Origin of the sequence: Segniliparus rugosus ATCC BAA-974 (assembly GCF_000185725.2) — a bacterium.
Classification (GTDB): Bacteria; Actinomycetota; Actinomycetes; order Mycobacteriales; family Mycobacteriaceae; genus Segniliparus; species Segniliparus rugosus.
In genome coordinates, this window is record NZ_KI391954.1 from 581,211 (window position 1) to 598,395 (window position 17,185).

Consider the following 17,185-nt stretch of genomic DNA (forward strand, 5'->3'; position numbering starts at 1 on the left):
AGCGCGGTCGGCGTAGTATCTCCGTGTGACCGCTTCTGCTTCCGCCATGAGACGAGCACTGCGCAGAGCAAGGGACGCAGTGACGCTCAACCAGGACGAGATCGAGGTCTTGCTCGCGGCGCGTGGGGAGGACCTCGAAGACCTCGTCCGTTCGGCGAGCCGGGTCCGGGACGCCGGGTTGGCGGCCGAGGGGCGAGGGGGGATCGTCACCTACTCGCGGAAAGTCTTCATCCCATTGACCCGGCTCTGCCGGGACCGCTGCCACTACTGCACGTTCGTCACCAGCCCCGCCAAGCTGCGCGAAGCGGGCCAGGGCTTGTATTTGGAGCCGGACGAAGTGCTCGCCATCGCGCGCCAGGGCGCGGAGCTCGGCTGCAAAGAGGCGTTGTTCACCCTCGGCGACCGCCCGGAGGACCGCTGGCCACAGGCGCGGCAGTGGCTCGACGAGCGGGGCTACGACTCCACGCTCGCCTACGTGCGGGCCATGTCGATCCGCGTGCTGGAGGAGACGGGCCTGCTGCCGCACCTGAACCCCGGCGTGATGAGCTGGGAGGAGATGGCCCGCCTCAAGCCGGTGGCCCCGTCGATGGGGATGATGCTGGAAACCTCCTCCCAGCGCCTGTTCACCGAGAAAGGCCAGGCGCACTTCGGCAGCCCGGACAAAGACCCCGAGGTCAGGCTCCAAGTCATCACCGAAGCTGGGCGGTTGAACATCCCCTTCACCACCGGCCTTCTGGTGGGGATCGGGGAGTCGCTGGCCGAGCGCGCGCTGACCATCCTGGACCTGCGCCGCCTGTCGAAGGCGTACGGCCACGTCCAAGAGGTGATTGTGCAGAACTTCCGCGCGAAACCGGACACGGCGATGCGCGCGACCCCGGACGCGGAGTTCGAGGAGTTCCTGGCGACCATCGCGACCACGCGCGTGGTCCTCGGCCCGTCGGCGCGCATCCAAGCCCCGCCGAACTTGGTCTCGGCAGGGGAATGCCTGCGCCTGCTCGCGGCTGGGGTCGACGACTGGGGCGGAGTCTCCCCGCTCACCCCGGACCACGTCAACCCCGAACGGCCGTGGCCGCACCTTGACACGCTCGCGGCGATCACCGCTGAGGCCGGATTCACGTTGGTCGAGCGCCTCACCGCGCATCCGAAATACCTTCTCTCGCCTGCGGCATGGGTGGATCCGAGGCTCATCCCGCACGTGCGGGCGCTCATGGACCCTAAGACGGGGCTCGCGAACGCGGACGCGAGGCCGGTCGGCCTGCCGTGGCAGGAGCCGGACCCGGAGTGGGAGTCCAGCGGCCGGACCGACCTGCACGCCGGGATCGACGAAAGCGGGCGCAGCACCGACCATCGCAGCGATATGGACCAGGCGTTCGGCGACTGGGAGACGGTGCGCGAAGCCGCGCGGTCGTTGGCCGCCACGCCCGGAAACAACGACTCGCCCGCTTCGCGAGGGCGAGGCCTCCGCGCCTCCGGCGGTGACGCCGGCCTGATCGCAGCGCTCAAACAGGCCGAGCGGGACGCGCGGGCGCTCACCGACGAGCAGTGCCTCGCGCTCGCGACCGCGGACGGGTCGGGGCTCGAAGCCCTGGCCTCGCTCGCCGACGACCTGCGCCGGGAGGCGGTCGGCGACGACGTCACCTACATCGTCAACCGGAACATCAATTTCACGAACATCTGCTACACCGGCTGCCGGTTCTGCGCGTTCGCCCAGCGCAAAGGCGACGCGGACGCGTACACGCTTTCCCTTGACGAGGTGGCGGACCGGGCGTGGGAGGCGTATGTGGTCGGGGCGACCGAGGTCTGCATGCAGGGCGGCATCGACCCGGAGCTGCCCGCGAGCGGCTACCTCGACCTGGTGAAAGCGGTGAAAGCCAGGGTGCCGTCGATGCACGTGCACGCCTTCTCGCCGATGGAGATCGTCAACGGCGCGGCTCGGGCGGGAGTTTCCCTGCGGGAATGGCTCATCGCGCTCAAAGAGGCCGGTCTGGACACGATCCCCGGCACCGCCGCCGAGATCCTCGACGACGAGGTGCGCTGGGTGCTCACCAAGGGCAAGCTGCCGACGAAGAGCTGGATCGACGTGATCACCACCGCGCACGAGGTCGGGATCCGGTCCAGCTCCACGATGATGTACGGGCACGTCGACGCGCCCCGGCACTGGGTCTCGCATCTGCGGGTGCTGCAGCAGATCCAGGACCGCACCGGCGGGTTCACCGAATTCGTGCCGCTGCCGTTCGTCCATCAGAGCGCGCCGTTGTACCTTGCGGGGGCCGCGCGGCCCGGTCCGACCCAGCGGGACAACCGCGCGGTGCACGCCCTCGCCCGAGTGATGCTGCACGGCAGGATCGACAACATCCAAGTGAGCTGGGTGAAGCTCGGCCTCGCCGGTTCGCAGGCGATGCTGCAGGGCGGGGCGAACGACCTCGGCGGCACGCTCATGGAGGAGACGATCTCGCGCATGGCAGGCTCCGAGCACGGCTCCGCGAAGACCGTCGCGGAGCTGCGGGCCATCGCCGAGGGGATCGGCAGGCCGGTCCGCCAGCGGGGGACGCTCTACGAGGTCCGGCAAGCGCCCTTGGCCCCGTTGGCCTGACCTTCGGCCCTCGTCGGCCGGGACATATGTCCTCATTTCCCGAGGGGCCGTCTTTCCGCGCCTCGGTTGCTTGGTTTGCCGTTGCCGCGTTGGTAAAATCCGGGAAAATCTCAGGCAATGTCGAGAAAGGAGCGCCGGATGGCATTTGTCGTCGCCGAACCATGCGTGGATGTGCTCGACCGGTCTTGTCTCGAAGAGTGCCCGGTCGATTGCATGTACACGGGCAATCGGATGGTCTACATCAACCCCGATTTGTGCATCGACTGCGGCGCGTGCGAGCCGGTCTGCCCGGTCGAGGCGATCTACTTCGAGGACGACGTGCCGGAGGGCTGGAGCGCGTTCCGGCAAGCGAACGCGGAGTTCTTCAAGGATATCCCCGGTTTGCCGGAGCCCGGGTCGTACTCGGGGAACGGGACCGCCCTCGGCGTGATCGACCACGACGCGCCGTATGTGGCGGCGCTGCCGAAGCGGGTGTGACCGCCGCGCGCGCCTCTGCGGGTTGGTCTTGTTCGAGAGCGCCAGTGTCGGAGAGTACACTGACAGAACTTCACCAGCCCTGGAGAAAGCATAAAGGAGTGCCCAGTGACGTATGTCATCGCTGAGCCGTGCGTGGACGTGCTCGACAAAGCATGCATCGAAGAGTGCCCTGTCGATTGCATTTACGAAGGTGATCGGATGCTGTACATCCACCCGGACGAGTGCGTGGACTGCGGCGCGTGCGAGCCGGTCTGCCCGGTCGAGGCGATCTTTTATGAGGACGACGTGCCCGACGAGTGGACCCCGTTCGTGACCGCGAACGCGGAGTTCTTCGACGAGCTTGGGTCGCCGGGCGGTGCTGCGAAGGTGGGCAAGACCCCGCACGACGCGGAGTACGTGAAGTCTTTGCCGCAAAAGTCCTCCCACGAATAATGGAAGCAACGGTGCGATCCGGAGAATCAAACGGATAAGATCCAAAGGCGCACCGAGCCGACGCGTACGGAGGCGGTGTGGGTACGCGAGGTGAGGAGCAACGAAGGAGATCGCCGTTTGAGCCCCGGATTTGATTTGCCCGATTTTCCGTGGGATTCCCTCGCCGACGCGAAAGCGCTGGCCAAGGCGCATCCGGACGGGTTCGTCGATCTCTCGGTCGGTTCTCCTGCGGACCCGGTCGCGTCTTCGGCGCGCGCGGCCCTGGCCGCCGCCTCGGACGCGCACGGATACCCGGCAACGGCGGGCACGGGCGAGCTTCGCAAGGCGATCGTCTCCGCCGCGGCGCGCGACTTCGATCTGGCGGTCAGCGATGTGCTCCCGGTGATCGGGGCGAAAGAGGCCATCGCGTGGCTGCCGTTGTTGCTCGGCGCGCGAGAGGGCGACACGGTGGTGATCCCGCGTTTGGCCTACCCGACGTACGAGGTCGCGGCGCGGCTCGCGCGGGCAGAGGCGGTGCGGGCAGACCACCCTGACGAGCTGCCGCCGCTCGCAAAGCCGCCCGTGCTGTGGTTTTTGAACTCCCCGGCGAATCCGCACGGCGCGGTGGCTTCGCCCGCTTTGTTGACCGAGATCCTGGCCTGGACCAGGGCGAACGGCACCACTCTCGTCTCCGACGAATGCTATCTGCGCTTCGCGTGGGAGGGGGAAGCGGTCTCCGCATTGCACCCGAGCGTGGCGGGCGACGAGCCGGTCGGCGTGATCGCCGTGCATTCGCTCTCGAAGATCGCGAACCTGGCTGGCTACCGGGCCGGGTACATCGCGGGAGACTCGGCCGTCGTCCGCGACCTGCTCGGACTGCGCCGCCACGCGGGGATGATCGTGCCGGACCCGGTGCAGGCCGCCGTCGCCGCCGCGTTGCACGACGTGGTGGAGCTGGACGCGCAGCGCGAGCGGTACCTGGCCCGCCGTCAGGCGCTCCGCCCTGCGTTGGAGCAGGCGGGGTTCCGGGTCGACCACTCCGAGGGCGGGCTGTACCTCTGGGCGACTCGGGAAGAGCCCGCTGAGGCGACTGTCGGCTGGTTCGCCGAGCGCGGCGTGCTCGTCGCGCCGGGCTCGTTCTACGGGCCCGACGGCGAGCGGCACGTCCGGGTGGCGTTGACCGCGACGGACGAGGATATCGCGGCAGTCGTGCGGCGCCTGCGCTCTGTCTCAGCCGCCGACGGGCTGGCTCGATGACCCTGCTGCCGGGCCTCGACCGGGCGCGGCTGCGCGTCGGCGACGAGACGCTGGAAGGCCCGGACCTGTTGGCCGCCGCGACGGCAGTCGCCGAGCGGGTTCTGATCCTCGGCGCTCGCCGGGTCGCGGTCTTCGCCACGCCCGAGCTGCGGTCTTTGGTCGCGGTGCTCGGGGCGCTGCGCGCGGGCGTGCCCGTCGTGCTCGTCTCGCCGCACTCCGGTTCGGCGGAGCTCGCGCATGTGCTCGCCGACAGCGAACCGGACGCGTGGCTCGGCTTCGCGCCGGATCAGTCCGACCTGCCGCGAATCCCGATTTCCGTCCACGCCCGCTCGTGGCACGCGCTTCCCGAGCCTCCGGCGGACGCGCCCGCGCTGGTGCTGTACACCTCGGGCACGACCGGGCCGCCGAAGGGCGTCGTGCTCTCCCGCCGGGCGCTCGCCGGGTGTTTGGACGCGCTCGCCGAGGCATGGGAGTGGACCGGCAAGGACACGGTGGCCCACGGCCTGCCGGTCTTCCATCTGCACGGCCTGGTGCTCGGCACGCTCGGGCCGTTGCGGCTCGGCGGCGGTTCGACGCACACCGTCCGCCCGACCCCGCAGGCGTACGCGGAGGCGGTCGCGTCGAAAGAACACGCGGCCACCATGCTGTTCGCGGTGCCGACCGTGTGGTCGAGGATCGTGCGCGAGCCCGAACACGCGAGAGCGCTCGGGCGGGCGCGCCTGCTGGTGAGCGGCAGCGCGCCGTTGCCGATCCCGGTCGCGGCAGCGTTGGCCGATTCCGCCGGGCAAGTCCCGGTGGAGCGCTACGGGATGAGCGAGACTATCATCACGCTCTCCACGCGAGCAGGCGGCGAGCGCAGGCTCGGCTCGGTGGGGCTGCCGCTTCGCGGGGTCCAGACCCGGCTGCGGTCCGAGTCCGGGGAGCCGGTCGCCGAGGACGGCGAGACGGTCGGACGGCTGGAGGTGCGCGCCCCATGGCTCTTCAGCGAGTATTTGGGCAAACCAGAAGCCACCAGCGCTTCGTTCGCCGGGGACGGCTGGTTCTCGACCGGCGATCTCGCGACCGTCGGGCCGGACGGCTTCCACCGCATCGTGGGCCGCGAGTCCGTGGACCTCATCAAGTCCGGCGGCTACCGGATCGGAGCCGGCGAAGTGGAGGCGGCATTGCTCGACCACCCCGCCGTGGCGGAGGCCGCGGTGGTCGGCGTTCCCGACGAGGATCTGGGGCAGCGGATCGTCGCATGGGTGGTCGCGGACGGGGTGGGGGCGCAGGAGCTGGTGGCGTTCGTCGCCTCCTCGCTCTCGACGCACAAACGCCCGAGGGAAATTCGGTTCGTCTCCGAGCTGCCGAGAAATCCCATGGGCAAAGTTTTGAAGCGCGACCTCCGCTGACCTGCCACTTTGTGGATACTGAAAAGTTTCCTCGGCGAAGTGGAACCGTTGGGGCGTTTTTGGCGTCCAACTGAGTGAACCTGTTGAGAGGCGCTCGATCTGGCGAGGCCGACCCGGATGAGGGCCGGGGCGGCCGGGTGGAGGATGTGCGGGGTGTCGGGCTCTGTGGTGGGGGCCCGGAGCGCTTATAGGCAGGTCGGCAGCGGTCTTCGCTCCGGGCCGAGGGGGTCAAGGGACGGCCCGGGGCGAAGACATGCTGCTTCCCGGATCAGCCGTTGTGCATCAGGATGTGCCAGGAGCCGTTCGCGGTCTGGATGCAATCGAAGTAGCGGTACCCTCGGAAATCTTCCTCGCTGAGGTCTTGCTCGCCTCCGGTCATGCAGAAGTCGTACGAGTAGTAGTCCACGAGAACCTCGCACTCGTCGTCCGAACGGAGGCTGTGCGAGCAGTTGTCCTTGGCGGCCTGGCTGGCGGCGGGGAAGAGCAGGCCGAGCGACACGGCTCCGGCTGCGGTGACGGTGGCGACGATCTTTTTCATGAGGGCCATCTCCTTTGATGTTCCTGGTGAACGTTGTGCCCCGAGTCAGCGTTGCCGCCCGACGCATGATCAACATACTGCATGGCCCCGCCGTCCTGTATTGAGACTCTCGAAATAACTCTGAACTGGGGAATTGTCGATACTTGAAATTATTTTCCGTGAAATGGAACCGTTCGGACGTTTTCGGCGTCAAAGATAATGAACCTGCTGAGAGGCGCTCGATCTGGCGAGGCCGATCCGGATGAGGGCCGGGTCGGCCGGGTGGAGGATGTGCGGGGTGTCGGGCTCTGTGGTGGAGGGCCCAGAGCGCTTATGGGCAGGTCGGCAGCGGTCTTCGCTCCGGGCCGAAGGGGTGGCGGGACGGCCCGGAGCGAAGATCCCGCGAGTCAATCGGAACGCTACGATACCGGGATGAGCCTGACGGACGGCCAGCGCGCCGAATTGACCGCGCGGTGGTCCGAGCCGCATCGGCACTACCACACGCTCGGCCATCTTCATGCCGTGCTCGGCGCTTTGGACGAGTTGGCGGGGGCCGGGGCGCGCTTCGAGAAGGAGCCGACCGCGCTCGCCGCGTGGTTCCACGACGCGGTCTACGACCCGCAAGCCTCCGACAACGAGGCGCGGTCGGCCCAACTCGCCGCGCAGATGCTGGGGCAAGGCCCGCTGGCCTCGGAAGTGGTCCGCTTGGTGCTGCTCACCTCGGACCATCGCGTCGAGCCGGGGGACGCGAACGGCGCGGCGTTCAGCGACGCCGATCTCGCCGTGCTCGGCAGAGGCTCCGAGGAGTACGACGTATACACGAGGGCGGTGCGCCGGGAGTACGGCCACGTCCCCGAGCCTTTGTACCGAGAAGGGCGCGCAGCGGTGCTGCGCGCCCTTCTCGCTCACGACCCGATGTATCGGACACAGGCCGCAAGGTTGCGTTGGGAAGAGCAAGCCCGGCGCAACCTCGGCGAGGAACTGCGCCTGCTCGCCTCCTCCTGACTCAGCTGCCCCGGTTGCTGTTGGCCGCTCCGCCGTGGACTCCCGCATTGCCGGTCCCTCGGCTCATGTTGCCGGTGCCGCTGCCCGCGTTGTTGACCCCGCCGCTCGCGTCGTACTTCCTCGGCCGCACCGGAGTTCTGCCGGGCTCGTCGGCCAACCGGATGTGGGTCGGGCCGGAGAGCGTGCAGCTCCCGTTCACGGGGATGCCGGTGATCGGGCAGTAGTGATCCGGCGGAGGCAGGCCGTTCGCACCCGCCTCGCTGAGCGGCATGAGCAGTCCCGTCGCGCCGACGAGCAGTCCGGTGAGTGCGCTGGTTTTCTTGTAATTCACTTATTTAACCTCCTTGTTACTCGACCAGAATGGCCGGAAAACAAGGGGGTTGTCAAATGAAATGCCCAGGTTAAGGGGTATTTTTGGCCTTGTTCAGCTTGCTCTCAGCTTGGTCCTAAACCAGGCTCAGATAAGGGCTCGGGCGGCTTCGGACCTTTAGTGGATGCCCACGTTCACCGGAACGAAGGTCGACGCGTGCTGGTCGTTCTCCTCCGCCCGGATCACGTGCATCACGGCGTTGATGAGCGCGAGGTGGGTGAACGCCTGCGGGAAGTTGCCCAAATGCCTGCCGGTGTCCGGGTCGATCTCCTCGGCGTAGAGCTGGAGCGGGGACGCGTAGGAGAGCAGGCGCTCGCACAGGTGCTTGGCCATGGCAAGCTCGCCGATCTCCACCAAGGCGGAGACGAGCCAGAACGAGCAGATGGTGAACGAGCCTTCCCATTCGCCGGCGAAGCCGTCGTCGGTCTCCTCTGGCCGGTAGCGGACCACGAGGCCCTGTTCGGTGAGCTCGTCGTTGATGGCCATGACCGTGGCGCGGATCCTCGGGTCGTCTGCGGGGAGGAAGCGCAGCAGCGGGATCAACAGGCAGGAGGCGTCGAGGGCTTTGGTGCCGTAATGCTGCACGAACACCCCTCGATCGTCCACGCCGTGGTCGAGAATGTCTTCCCGGATCTCGTCCGCGATGTCGGACCATTTCTGGGCGTAGGCGTCCTCGCCGAGCCGCTCGGCGAGCTTCGCGCCCCGGTCAAGCGCCACCCAGCACATCACCTTCGAGGAGGTGAAGTGCTTCGGCTCGCCCCGGACCTCCCAAATGCCCCGGTCCGGCTCGCGCCAACTGCGCGCGGCGGTCTCGACCTGCTCGCGCAGCATGCCCCAGAGCGCGGAGGGGACGTGGTCGCGGGACTTCGCGTGCACGTACACCGAGTCGAGGAGCGTCCCCCAGATGTCGTGCTGGGACTGCTCGTAGGCGGCGTTGCCGACCCGGACCGGCCGGGCCCCGCCGTGGCCGGAAAGGTGGTCGAGCTCGAACTCGTCCAACGTCCGCTCGCCACCGACCCCGTACATCACTTGCAGCGGGTGGCGCTGGCCGTTGTTCGCGCCGGACACGTCGGCGATGAACGCGAAGAAGTCGTTCGCCTCCCGGTCCAGGCCAAGGGTGTACAGGCCCCAGAGCGCGAACGAGGAGTCGCGCACCCAGCTGTAGCGGTAGTCCCAGTTCCTGGTGCCGCCGGGGCTCTCCGGCAGGGAGGTGGTGGCGGCGGCGAGGAGCGCGCCGGTGGGGGAGTAGGTGAGGCCCTTGAGGGCGAGCGCGCTGCGCTGCAGGTAGCCGCGCCAGGGATGGTCAGGGAACGAGCCCTCGTTGATCCACTGCCGCCAGCACTCCGTGGTCGCCCACATCTTCTCGGAGGCCTCGTCCCATGAGGTGGGAGCGGGCTGCTTCGACCAGGACAGCGCGACGAAGATATTGTCGCCCTCGGTGAGCCTGGTCCTCGCCCGCGCCTCGCGGCCCTCCAAGCCCAGCATGAGGTTCGTGGTGAGCGTCAGCTCGGGGTTTTTCTCCTGGTTCCCCGAGGCTACCGCCTTGGCCTGGTTGTAGGTGTCGCTGGTGTACTCCCAGGAGGCGGGGTCGCGGTGGTAGTCGAAGGAAGGCTCGCAGCTCAGGGAGATCTCGACGGTCCCGCTCACGCATTTGACGGTGCGCAGGAGGATGTGCTCGGCGTCCCAGTCGGTCGGCGTGCGCCGATGGGTCCGCGAGCGCTCCTCGATGTCGTGCCAGCGCCCCATCACCAGCGCGTCGCGCACGACGATCCAGCCGGTGGAGGTCTGCCACGTGGTCTCGACGATGAGGCTGCCGGGCAGGTAACGCCGCGCGGCGGGAGCCTTCACCCCGTACGGGCCGAGATGGAAATGCCCGGCGGAACGGTCCAAAATCGAGCCGAAGACGCTCGGCGAGTCGGGCCTGGGCACGCACATCCACTCCACCGAGCCGCTGGGCGAGATCAGGCAGTTCGTTTCGCAGTCGGAGAGGAACGCGTAGTCCCCGATCAACGGGAACGGATTACGGGTGGTCGACACTTTTGCAGCCTAGCGCGTCTGGCGGAGCCACGCTCGCCGGGACCACGCGGGCAGGCCCTCGGCTTCGGCGGTGCAGTACAGTGGCGGGCATGGAGCAAGTCCTGCGATGGTGGGATGGAGTCGAGCTCTGGGTTGCCGGGCAAGGGTTTGTGCCGCAAGTGGTTTTGATGCTGGCCGTGGTGATCCCATTGGCGTGGTTGACGGCAGGAGCGCTCGACCGGGTTATTTCAAGCGGTCAGATTAGAGGGCGGAAGTTGTCTGATTCCGGTAAACCGGCACTCCCGAAATCATGGGTGACCTGGGCTCTTGTGATACTGCTCGTGCTTGTGCTGCTCGGCTGGATGACGCGGTGAACCGCGCGTTGGTCAGAACACGGCCAGAGTGCCGTTACTCTCTTCGCTCATGCGAGGACCCAGCCGGCCGACGCGGCCGACGACTGTCCCCACGCGCAGAGCGCGTGGGGGGTGCCACCAACGCCGACGCTGAGCAGGCGGACGGCGATATTCGGTATCGGCGGCCTCGCCCTCGCAGCCGCCGGCTGCGCGGGCGGGTCGACCGACGTGCCGGGCGGGAAAGACATCTCCAGCGGGCGCTGGCACGTGAACCTCGTCGCCTACGCGACCCCGAAGCCCGGCTTCGACGCGATCATCCCGGCCTTCCGGGCCACGCCGGGCGGCAAAGGCATCGGCTTCTCCCAGTCCTACGGGGCCTCGGGGGACCAGTCGCGGAAAGTGGCGCGCCGAGTGCCCGCCGACGTGGTGAACTTCTCCGTCGAGCCGGATGTGACCCGCCTGGTCAAAGCGGGCCTGGTGGCCAAGGACTGGCAGAACCGCCCGTACCGGTCCATCCCTTTCGGCTCGGTGGTGGCCCTCGTCGTGCGCAAGGGCAATCCCAAAGGGATCCACAACTGGTCCGACCTGCTCAAGCCGGGGGTCGAGGTGATCACCCCCCACCCGGCGAGCTCCGGCTCCGCGAAATGGAACCTCCTCGCCCCCTTCGCCGCGCTCTCCGACGGGGGCGAGGACAGGGACGCGGGGGCGGCGTACCTGCGGCAGCTCGCCAAAGGCCACATCAAAGTGAACCCGAAGTCCGGCAGAGAGGCGACGACGACGTTCCAGGCCGGGCAGGGCGACGTGCTCATCAGCTACGAGAACGAGGCGATCTTGCTCCAGCGCCAGAACGCGAAGACGGACCCGTCGAGGCAAGTCGAGTACCTGACGCCGCCGGTCACCTTTAAGATCGAGAACCCCGTCGCCCTTGTGAGCACCTCGAAATCGAAAGAGCAGGCGAACGCCTTCCTCGACTACCTCTTCTCCGGCCAGGCGCAGCGCATCTGGGCGGAGACGGGTTTCCGCCCGGTCGACCCCGTCGTGGCTTCCGAGACGGCGGGCCTGTTCCCCGGCAGGATCAGCAAGCTCTGGACGATTGACGACCTCGGCGGGTGGAAGACCGCGGACCCCGACCTGTTCGGCCCGAAAGGGCTCATCACAAAGGCGTATCAAACACGATGAGCACACTGCAACAGAGGCGCTTTGCGGGGGGCACCTCCCGTTTGCGGGGGACTATCGCAGGCAGGCTGGGCAGCCCCGCTTCGGCGCTGGGCTCGGGCGTGGCGTTGCTCTGGCTCTCGCTCATCGTCCTCCTGCCGCTCGCGGCCATCGCCGTGAAGGCGTTCGACGGAGGATGGGGCGGCTTCTGGCGCGCGGTCACCAGCCCGGACGCCCTCGCGGCCTTGGAGATCACCGTCTGGGTGTCGTTCCTGGTCGCGCTGGTGGACGTGGTGTTCGGCGCGCTGATCGCCTGGGTGCTGGTTCGCGACGACTTTTGGGGCAAGGAATGGGTGAACGCGGTCATCGACCTTCCCTTCGCGCTGCCGACCATCGTGGCGAGCATCGTGCTGCTCTCCTTGTACGGCCCGGCGAGTCCGATCGATCTGAAGATCGCGGCGACGCAGCCCGCGCTGGTGATCGCGCTCGCCTTCGTGACGCTGCCGTTCGTGGTGCGGCAGGTGCAGCCGGTGCTGTTGGAGCTCGACAAGGACGTGGAGGAGGCCGCCGCCTCGCTCGGCGCGGGCAACGCGACGATCCTCACCAGGGTCATCTTCCCGTCGCTCGCCCCGGCGATTTTCACCGGAGCCGGGCTCTCGTTCTCCCGCGCCATCGGGGAATTCGGCTCGGTGGTGCTCCTCGGCGGCAACATCCCGCACAAGACCCAGGTGGCTTCGCAGTACATCCAGCAGCAGATCGAGATCGACCAGCCGGGGAACGCGGCGGCGGTCTCGGTGGTGCTCCTCGTCATCGCGTTTTTCGTGCTGTTGCTGCTGCGCCTGGTGGGCTCGAAGCTCGCCTGGCGCGAGGAGAAGAGGTGAGCCGCGCATGAAGATTTCCCGATCTGTACGGCTGACCCTGCGGACTGCGGCGCTGGCTTACCTCCTCGTGCTTGTGGTCGTGCCCATTGCCGTGATCCTCTTCCGCGCCTTCGAGCACGGGCTCGGCACGTTCTGGGGCTGGATCACGACACCCGCCGCGGTCTCCGCGACACAGCTGACGCTGGTCATCCTCGCCATCGTCATCCCGATCAACACCGTGTTCGGCGTGGCCATCGCCTTGGCCCTGGTCCGAGGGAACGTGCCGGGGAAACGCGCGCTGCAAGCGGTGATCGACCTTCCTTTCGCGGTGTCGCCGATCATCGTCGGCGTCGCGCTCATCTTCCTGTGGGGCTACGGCGGCTGGTTCGGGTTCGTCGAGGACTGGGGCTTCCAAGTGATCTTCGGCCTGCCCGGCATGGCGCTCGCCACCATCTTCGTCACGCTGCCGTTCGTGGTGCGCGAGGTCGAGCCCGTGCTGCGGGAGATCGGGATCGAGCAGGAGCAGGCCGCCGAAACCCTCGGCGCGCATTGGTGGACGATCTTCACGAGGATCACCCTCCCGTCGATCCGCTGGGGCGTCGTGTACGGGGTGCTGCTCACTATCGCCCGCAGCCTCGGCGAATTCGGCGCGGTCACCATGGTCTCCTCTGGCTACCCCGGCTCCTCGCTCACGCTGACGCTGCTGGTGCAGAGCCGCTACACCGACGACTACAACGAGTACGGCGCGTACGCTGCCGCAACCCTGCTTATGCTCCTCGCCGTCATCGCGCTGGTGTTGATGACTGTCTTGAGCCGGAAGAGAGAGAAGGCACGATGACGATCACTGTGACGTCGGCCAGTAAGAACTACGGGTCGTTCCAGGCGCTCGACGACGTCAGCATCGAGATCCCCACCGGCAAACTCGTGGCGCTGTTGGGGCCGTCCGGCTCTGGCAAGTCGACGCTCTTGCGCGCCATCGCCGGATTCGAGGAGCTCGACAGCGGGAAGATCGAGCTCGACGGCGCGAACGTCACCGGCACCCCGCCGCGAAAGCGGGGCATCGGTTTCGTCTTCCAGCATTACGCCGCGTTCAAGCACCTCACCGTGGGGGAGAACGTCGGGTTCGGGCTCAAGATCCGCAAGCAGCCGAAGAAGGCCATCGAGACGAAGGTCTTGGAGCTTCTGGAAGTGGTGGGCCTGACGGGGCTCCAGGACCGGTATCCGGCGCAGCTCTCCGGCGGGCAGCGCCAGCGCATGGCTCTCGCGCGGGCGCTCGCCGTCGATCCCAAGGTGCTCCTTCTGGACGAGCCGTTCGGCGCATTGGACGCGAAGGTGCGGGCGGAGCTGCGCGCGTGGTTGCGCCGCCTGCACGACGAGACCCACGTGACCACGGTGCTGGTGACGCACGACCAGGAGGAAGCGCTCGACGTCGCTGATCAGATCGCGGTGCTCAACAAGGGGCGGATCGAGCAGATCGACGAGCCCGCGAAGCTGTACGACCAGCCTGCGAACGAGTTCGTCATGGGCTTTTTGGGCCAGGTCTCGCGTTTGGACGGCAAGCTGGTCCGTCCGCACGACATCCGGGTCGGACGCTCCCCGGAGCTCGCGCATCCGGACCGGTCGACCGATCCGGGCGAAGTGGTCGAGGCGAAAGTGCAGCGAGTCGTCGTGCTCGGCTTCGAGGTCCGCGTGGAGCTTGAAGCCGTGCAGACGGGGGAGTCTTTCATCGCGCAGATCACCAGGGGCGACGCGTCGGCGCTGGACCTCTCCGACGGCGAGACCGTCTATGTGCGCGCCACGCGGTGGCCCTCGCTCGCCGGGGTCTGATCAGCCGGGGTCGGTGGTGTAGCGCTGGCCGGTGGGGGATGTCCATGCGATGGCGCCGTCGGGGTTTTGTGTGTCTCGCCATCCGCTGTGGGTTTTTGCTCGGTGGTGGTGTCGGCAGAGGCGTTTGAGATTTTGGGGGACGGTTTGTCCGCCCGCCTGATGCTGGGTTCTGGTGGTTGAAGGGGTGTGGGGGTACCGCCCGCGGCCCCCAGGGCCGTGGGGGAGGGTCGAGTTCTGTTCTGGCTCTTCGATAACAGCCGGGGAATCGGCAGTGTTTGTCGCGGGCGTTGACGTGGGTTTCGACCGCTGGCGCGGGTTTGTAGTGGTCGGGGGTGGTGGTGAAGCGGATGTTCTTCGACGCTTTGGCCATCGCTCTGGCTAAGTCGGGGTCGATGGGGGCGCCGGCGAGCCAAGCGGGGAGGTCGGAGAGGTTGGCGAGGACGGCGAGGTCCACGACGAGTTCGACGGGTTTGGCTTGGGGCACAGGTCGCTGGGCCGCCTGACAAGTGTCGCGTCCGCATTCGCAGCGGAGCTTGCCTTCCCCGTGCCCGACGAGGGCGGCGAGCGCGTCGGCCCGGCGGGTCCACATGGCTCGGGGGTCTCCAGGGCAGGCGGTCCTTGCGGCGGCGTCGAGCCGGTCTTTCACCAGGGCGGCTTCCATGAGGGGCATGGCGCCCCAGATTTTCGCCATCCCGTCGCCAATGGGTTTGAAGAAGAGCCCGCGTTCGGCGTGGGCGCGCTCGCGGCGTTGTTTCGTCCACTCCGAGTCCCAGCGGATGTACTGCGCCTCGATCAACCCTTGGATCTTCGACTGGGAGCACAAACGCCAACGCGGAGCCCGCTCCGCCAACCATGCGTCGAGCTTCTCCCGCCACCCGGCGGGAGCGGACTCCAACGACTTGCCCACCAAACGGGCGGTCTTCACGGTGACCTCCCCGGCGGCGAGCCTCGCGCCGAGCTTGGGGTAGTTGACGGTCATGTTCTCCGCGAACGACAACATGCCCTTCGCCTCCCCGGACGAGACCCCCAACACCGGGGCGAGTTCGAGAAGCGCCGCCTCACGCGTGGAGAAGGAGAAAATCCCCTTCCCGCCCTGCCGCTCCTCCGCCAGCTTCCGCTCGGCGATATCCTCCGCGACGGAGACGACGGCCTCCGCCTTCAACGCCAATAACACAGCCTCCGCGCGCTCGATCTCCGCGAGGGCCGCGAACCTCGCCTTCGACCCCGCGCGCAACCCCTCCCGGAGGCTCCTGACTCTCTCCTCCGACACGATCCCCATCGTGCTGATCATACGTTCGATTCTATCAGAATGTGCCGCACGTCACAAGGGAAAATGGGAAAGAAATCCTGAGGTTTCTACCCCCAGCTCGGCAGCCAGATCTCCGCGTTCCAGCGCCAGTGCGGGATCGGGTCGCCGACGAGGATGGGGTAGAGCCAGGCGAAGTTCGCCACGGCCAAACCCACGTAGAGACAGACCAGGAGCCTGCCCGACAGCTTCCGCTCGTCGCTATGCCACAGCGCGGCCCCGTGGTTGCCGAGGATGTCCGAGCAGCAGAGCGCGAGCCCGAGGACGAGGAACGGGGCCATCGCGGAGGCGTAGTAGAAGTACATCTGCCGGTCGAGGTCGAGGAACCAGGGCAGCCAGGAGGCCCCGTACCCGACGAGGACCGCAGCGTAGCGCCAATCCCACACGGCGAACATGCGCCACAGCCCCCACAGCATCATCGGCACGGACAGCCACCACATCGCGGGCGTGCCGACTTGCAGGATCGCCCCGACGCAATTGGCCTCGCCGCAATGCTGCGCGGCAGGCCCGTTCTCGTAGTAGTAGAGGACGGGCCGCAGGCTCATCGGCCACTGCCAGGGCTTGGATTCCCAGGGGTGGTGGTAGCCGTTCGAGTTGGTGAGGTGCTCGTGGAATTTGAGCGAGTCGGCGTTCCAGTAGCAGAGGTGCTTGATGGCGTTCGGCAGCTGCTCGCAGACCTTGAGGATGGTCGGGTTCGCGCCCTCTGGCGGGCCGCCGTAGTGGTAGTAGCCGAAATCGTTGGCGTACCAGCCCCAGTAGCTGGCCAAATACACCAGGCCGGGGACGACAAGGAACGTCCACAGGCCCGGCGCGAGATCGCGGACCAGAGCGCCTCGGAGAGGTTTCCTGACGCCGTAGTGCCTGCGCGCGGACCAGTCGAAGCACAGCGTGAGAAAGCCGAAGAAGACGGCGTAGTAGAGGCCGGACCACTTCACCGCGCAAGCCAGGCCGATGAGCACGCCCGCGCCGAACCGCCACCAGCGCGCGCCGAGACGGGGGCCGAAGGAGCTGCGCTCCATGCCGCCTTCGTCGAGGAACAGGGCGAGCCTGGCGCGCACTTGGTCGCGGTCCGCGAGGATGCAGGAGAAGGCGGCGAACGCGAAGACCGCGAGGAAGATGTCCAACAGCGCCGAGCGGGCGGCGACATGGCTCACGCCATCGCAGATCAGCAGGATTCCGGCGACGGCCCCGATCAGGGTGGAACGTGTGAGGCGGCGGGCGGCGCGGATGACGAGCAGGATCAACAGCGTGCCGAAGACTGCGGAGGCAAAGCGCCACCCAAGCGGGTTGTAGCCGAAAATCGCCTCGCCGATGGCGATGAGCTGCTTGCCCAGCGGCGGATGCACCACCAGCCCGTAGGCCGGGTTGTCCTCCACTCCGCCGTTGCCGAGCATCTGCCAGGCCTGCGGGACGTAGTGCTTCTCGTCGAAGATCGGGGTGCCGTGGTCCGAATGCGCCCCGACCTTCCAGAACCTCAGGACGGCCCCGATCGTGGTGATGACGAGCGTGACGATCCAGCCGCGCCAGGCGTCGAGCGGGCCGAAATCCTCCGAAACATGGTCGGGGCCGGGGCTGGACCGGGTCGGCGCGAGCCGCTGGAGCCGCCGGGCGAGCGGGGCCGCTTCGGCGTCGGCGAGCAAAGTCACC

15 protein-coding genes and 1 pseudogene are annotated in these 17,185 nt (G+C 67.6%); 11 read left to right on the forward strand and 5 right to left on the reverse strand.

Annotated elements, in window-relative coordinates; all coding sequences use genetic code 11:
* The first annotated feature begins 46 nt into the window (after positions 1 to 46).
* The 5 genes from HMPREF9336_RS12625 (at position 47) to HMPREF9336_RS12645 (ending at position 6,129) form a co-directional block, all read left to right on the forward strand.
* On the forward strand, positions 47 to 2,593 hold the full coding sequence (locus HMPREF9336_RS12625; protein ID WP_244431694.1) for a bifunctional FO biosynthesis protein CofGH: 2,547 nt from the start codon (positions 47 to 49) through the stop codon (positions 2,591 to 2,593).
* 138 nt (positions 2,594 to 2,731) lie between these two features.
* Complete coding sequence (gene fdxA, locus HMPREF9336_RS12630) at positions 2,732 to 3,070, forward strand: ferredoxin (protein ID WP_007467576.1); 339 nt, start codon at positions 2,732 to 2,734, stop codon at positions 3,068 to 3,070.
* A gap of 105 nt (positions 3,071 to 3,175) precedes the next feature.
* On the forward strand, positions 3,176 to 3,502 hold the full coding sequence (gene fdxA, locus HMPREF9336_RS12635) for a ferredoxin (RefSeq protein WP_007467577.1): 327 nt from the start codon (positions 3,176 to 3,178) through the stop codon (positions 3,500 to 3,502).
* Between the two features lie 117 nt (positions 3,503 to 3,619).
* Positions 3,620 to 4,738, forward strand: a complete 1,119-nt coding sequence (gene dapC / locus HMPREF9336_RS12640; RefSeq protein ID WP_007467585.1) for a succinyldiaminopimelate transaminase — start codon at positions 3,620 to 3,622, stop codon at positions 4,736 to 4,738.
* Positions 4,735 to 6,129, forward strand: a complete 1,395-nt coding sequence (locus HMPREF9336_RS12645; RefSeq protein WP_007467587.1) for an acyl-CoA synthetase — start codon at positions 4,735 to 4,737, stop codon at positions 6,127 to 6,129. The genes dapC and HMPREF9336_RS12645 overlap by 4 nt, the downstream gene beginning before the upstream one ends.
* A 268-nt stretch (positions 6,130 to 6,397) precedes the next feature.
* Here the strand turns inward: HMPREF9336_RS12645 and HMPREF9336_RS12650 are convergent, their stop codons facing one another.
* Entirely contained in the window at positions 6,398 to 6,667 is a 270-nt protein-coding gene (locus HMPREF9336_RS12650; protein ID WP_021030631.1) for a hypothetical protein, read from the reverse strand.
* Positions 6,668 to 7,078: 411 nt separating this feature from the next.
* On the opposite strand from HMPREF9336_RS12650, the gene HMPREF9336_RS12655 reads away from it, so the two are divergent.
* On the forward strand, positions 7,079 to 7,651 hold the full coding sequence (locus tag HMPREF9336_RS12655; RefSeq protein ID WP_021030632.1) for an HD domain-containing protein: 573 nt from the start codon (positions 7,079 to 7,081) through the stop codon (positions 7,649 to 7,651).
* 1 nt (position 7,652) lies between these two features.
* Here HMPREF9336_RS12655 and HMPREF9336_RS12660 read toward each other — a convergent pair whose 3' ends face one another.
* Positions 7,653 to 7,982: a hypothetical protein gene (locus HMPREF9336_RS12660; protein WP_007467604.1), complete on the reverse strand. Its 330-nt coding sequence runs from the start codon at positions 7,980 to 7,982 to the stop codon at positions 7,653 to 7,655.
* Positions 7,983 to 8,138: 156 nt separating this feature from the next.
* Positions 8,139 to 10,058 carry a glycoside hydrolase family 15 protein gene (locus tag HMPREF9336_RS12665; protein WP_007467612.1) on the reverse strand — a complete coding sequence of 640 codons (1,920 nt, stop codon included), beginning with the start codon at positions 10,056 to 10,058 and terminating at the stop codon, positions 8,139 to 8,141.
* 89 nt (positions 10,059 to 10,147) lie between these two features.
* Here HMPREF9336_RS12665 and HMPREF9336_RS18000 point away from each other — a divergent pair, with 89 nt between their 5' ends.
* The 5 genes from HMPREF9336_RS18000 (at position 10,148) to HMPREF9336_RS12685 (ending at position 14,232) form a co-directional block, all read left to right on the forward strand.
* A complete protein-coding gene (locus HMPREF9336_RS18000) occupies positions 10,148 to 10,411 on the forward strand; it encodes a GTP-binding protein (protein WP_156920410.1) in 264 nt (87 codons plus the stop codon).
* A 111-nt stretch (positions 10,412 to 10,522) separates the two neighbouring features.
* A complete protein-coding gene (locus tag HMPREF9336_RS12670) occupies positions 10,523 to 11,569 on the forward strand; it encodes a sulfate ABC transporter substrate-binding protein (RefSeq protein ID WP_007467616.1) in 1,047 nt (348 codons plus the stop codon).
* Positions 11,566 to 12,426: a sulfate ABC transporter permease subunit CysT gene (cysT, locus tag HMPREF9336_RS12675; RefSeq protein WP_021030633.1), complete on the forward strand. Its 861-nt coding sequence runs from the start codon at positions 11,566 to 11,568 to the stop codon at positions 12,424 to 12,426. Before HMPREF9336_RS12670 ends, cysT begins: the two co-directional genes overlap by 4 nt.
* Positions 12,427 to 12,433: 7 nt before the next feature.
* Positions 12,434 to 13,243 (forward strand): sulfate ABC transporter permease, encoded by an 810-nt coding sequence (locus tag HMPREF9336_RS12680; RefSeq protein ID WP_007467618.1) that lies wholly within the window; start codon positions 12,434 to 12,436, stop codon positions 13,241 to 13,243.
* Positions 13,240 to 14,232 carry a sulfate/molybdate ABC transporter ATP-binding protein gene (locus HMPREF9336_RS12685; protein ID WP_007467620.1) on the forward strand — a complete coding sequence of 331 codons (993 nt, stop codon included), beginning with the start codon at positions 13,240 to 13,242 and terminating at the stop codon, positions 14,230 to 14,232. Before HMPREF9336_RS12680 ends, HMPREF9336_RS12685 begins: the two co-directional genes overlap by 4 nt.
* Here HMPREF9336_RS12685 and HMPREF9336_RS18005 read toward each other — a convergent pair.
* A pseudogene (locus tag HMPREF9336_RS18005) lies at positions 14,233 to 15,523 on the reverse strand (HNH endonuclease signature motif containing protein).
* Between the two features lie 65 nt (positions 15,524 to 15,588).
* Entirely contained in the window at positions 15,589 to 17,184 is a 1,596-nt protein-coding gene (locus HMPREF9336_RS12695; protein WP_007467624.1) for a dolichyl-phosphate-mannose--protein mannosyltransferase, read from the reverse strand.
* Position 17,185: the final 1 nt, after the last annotated feature.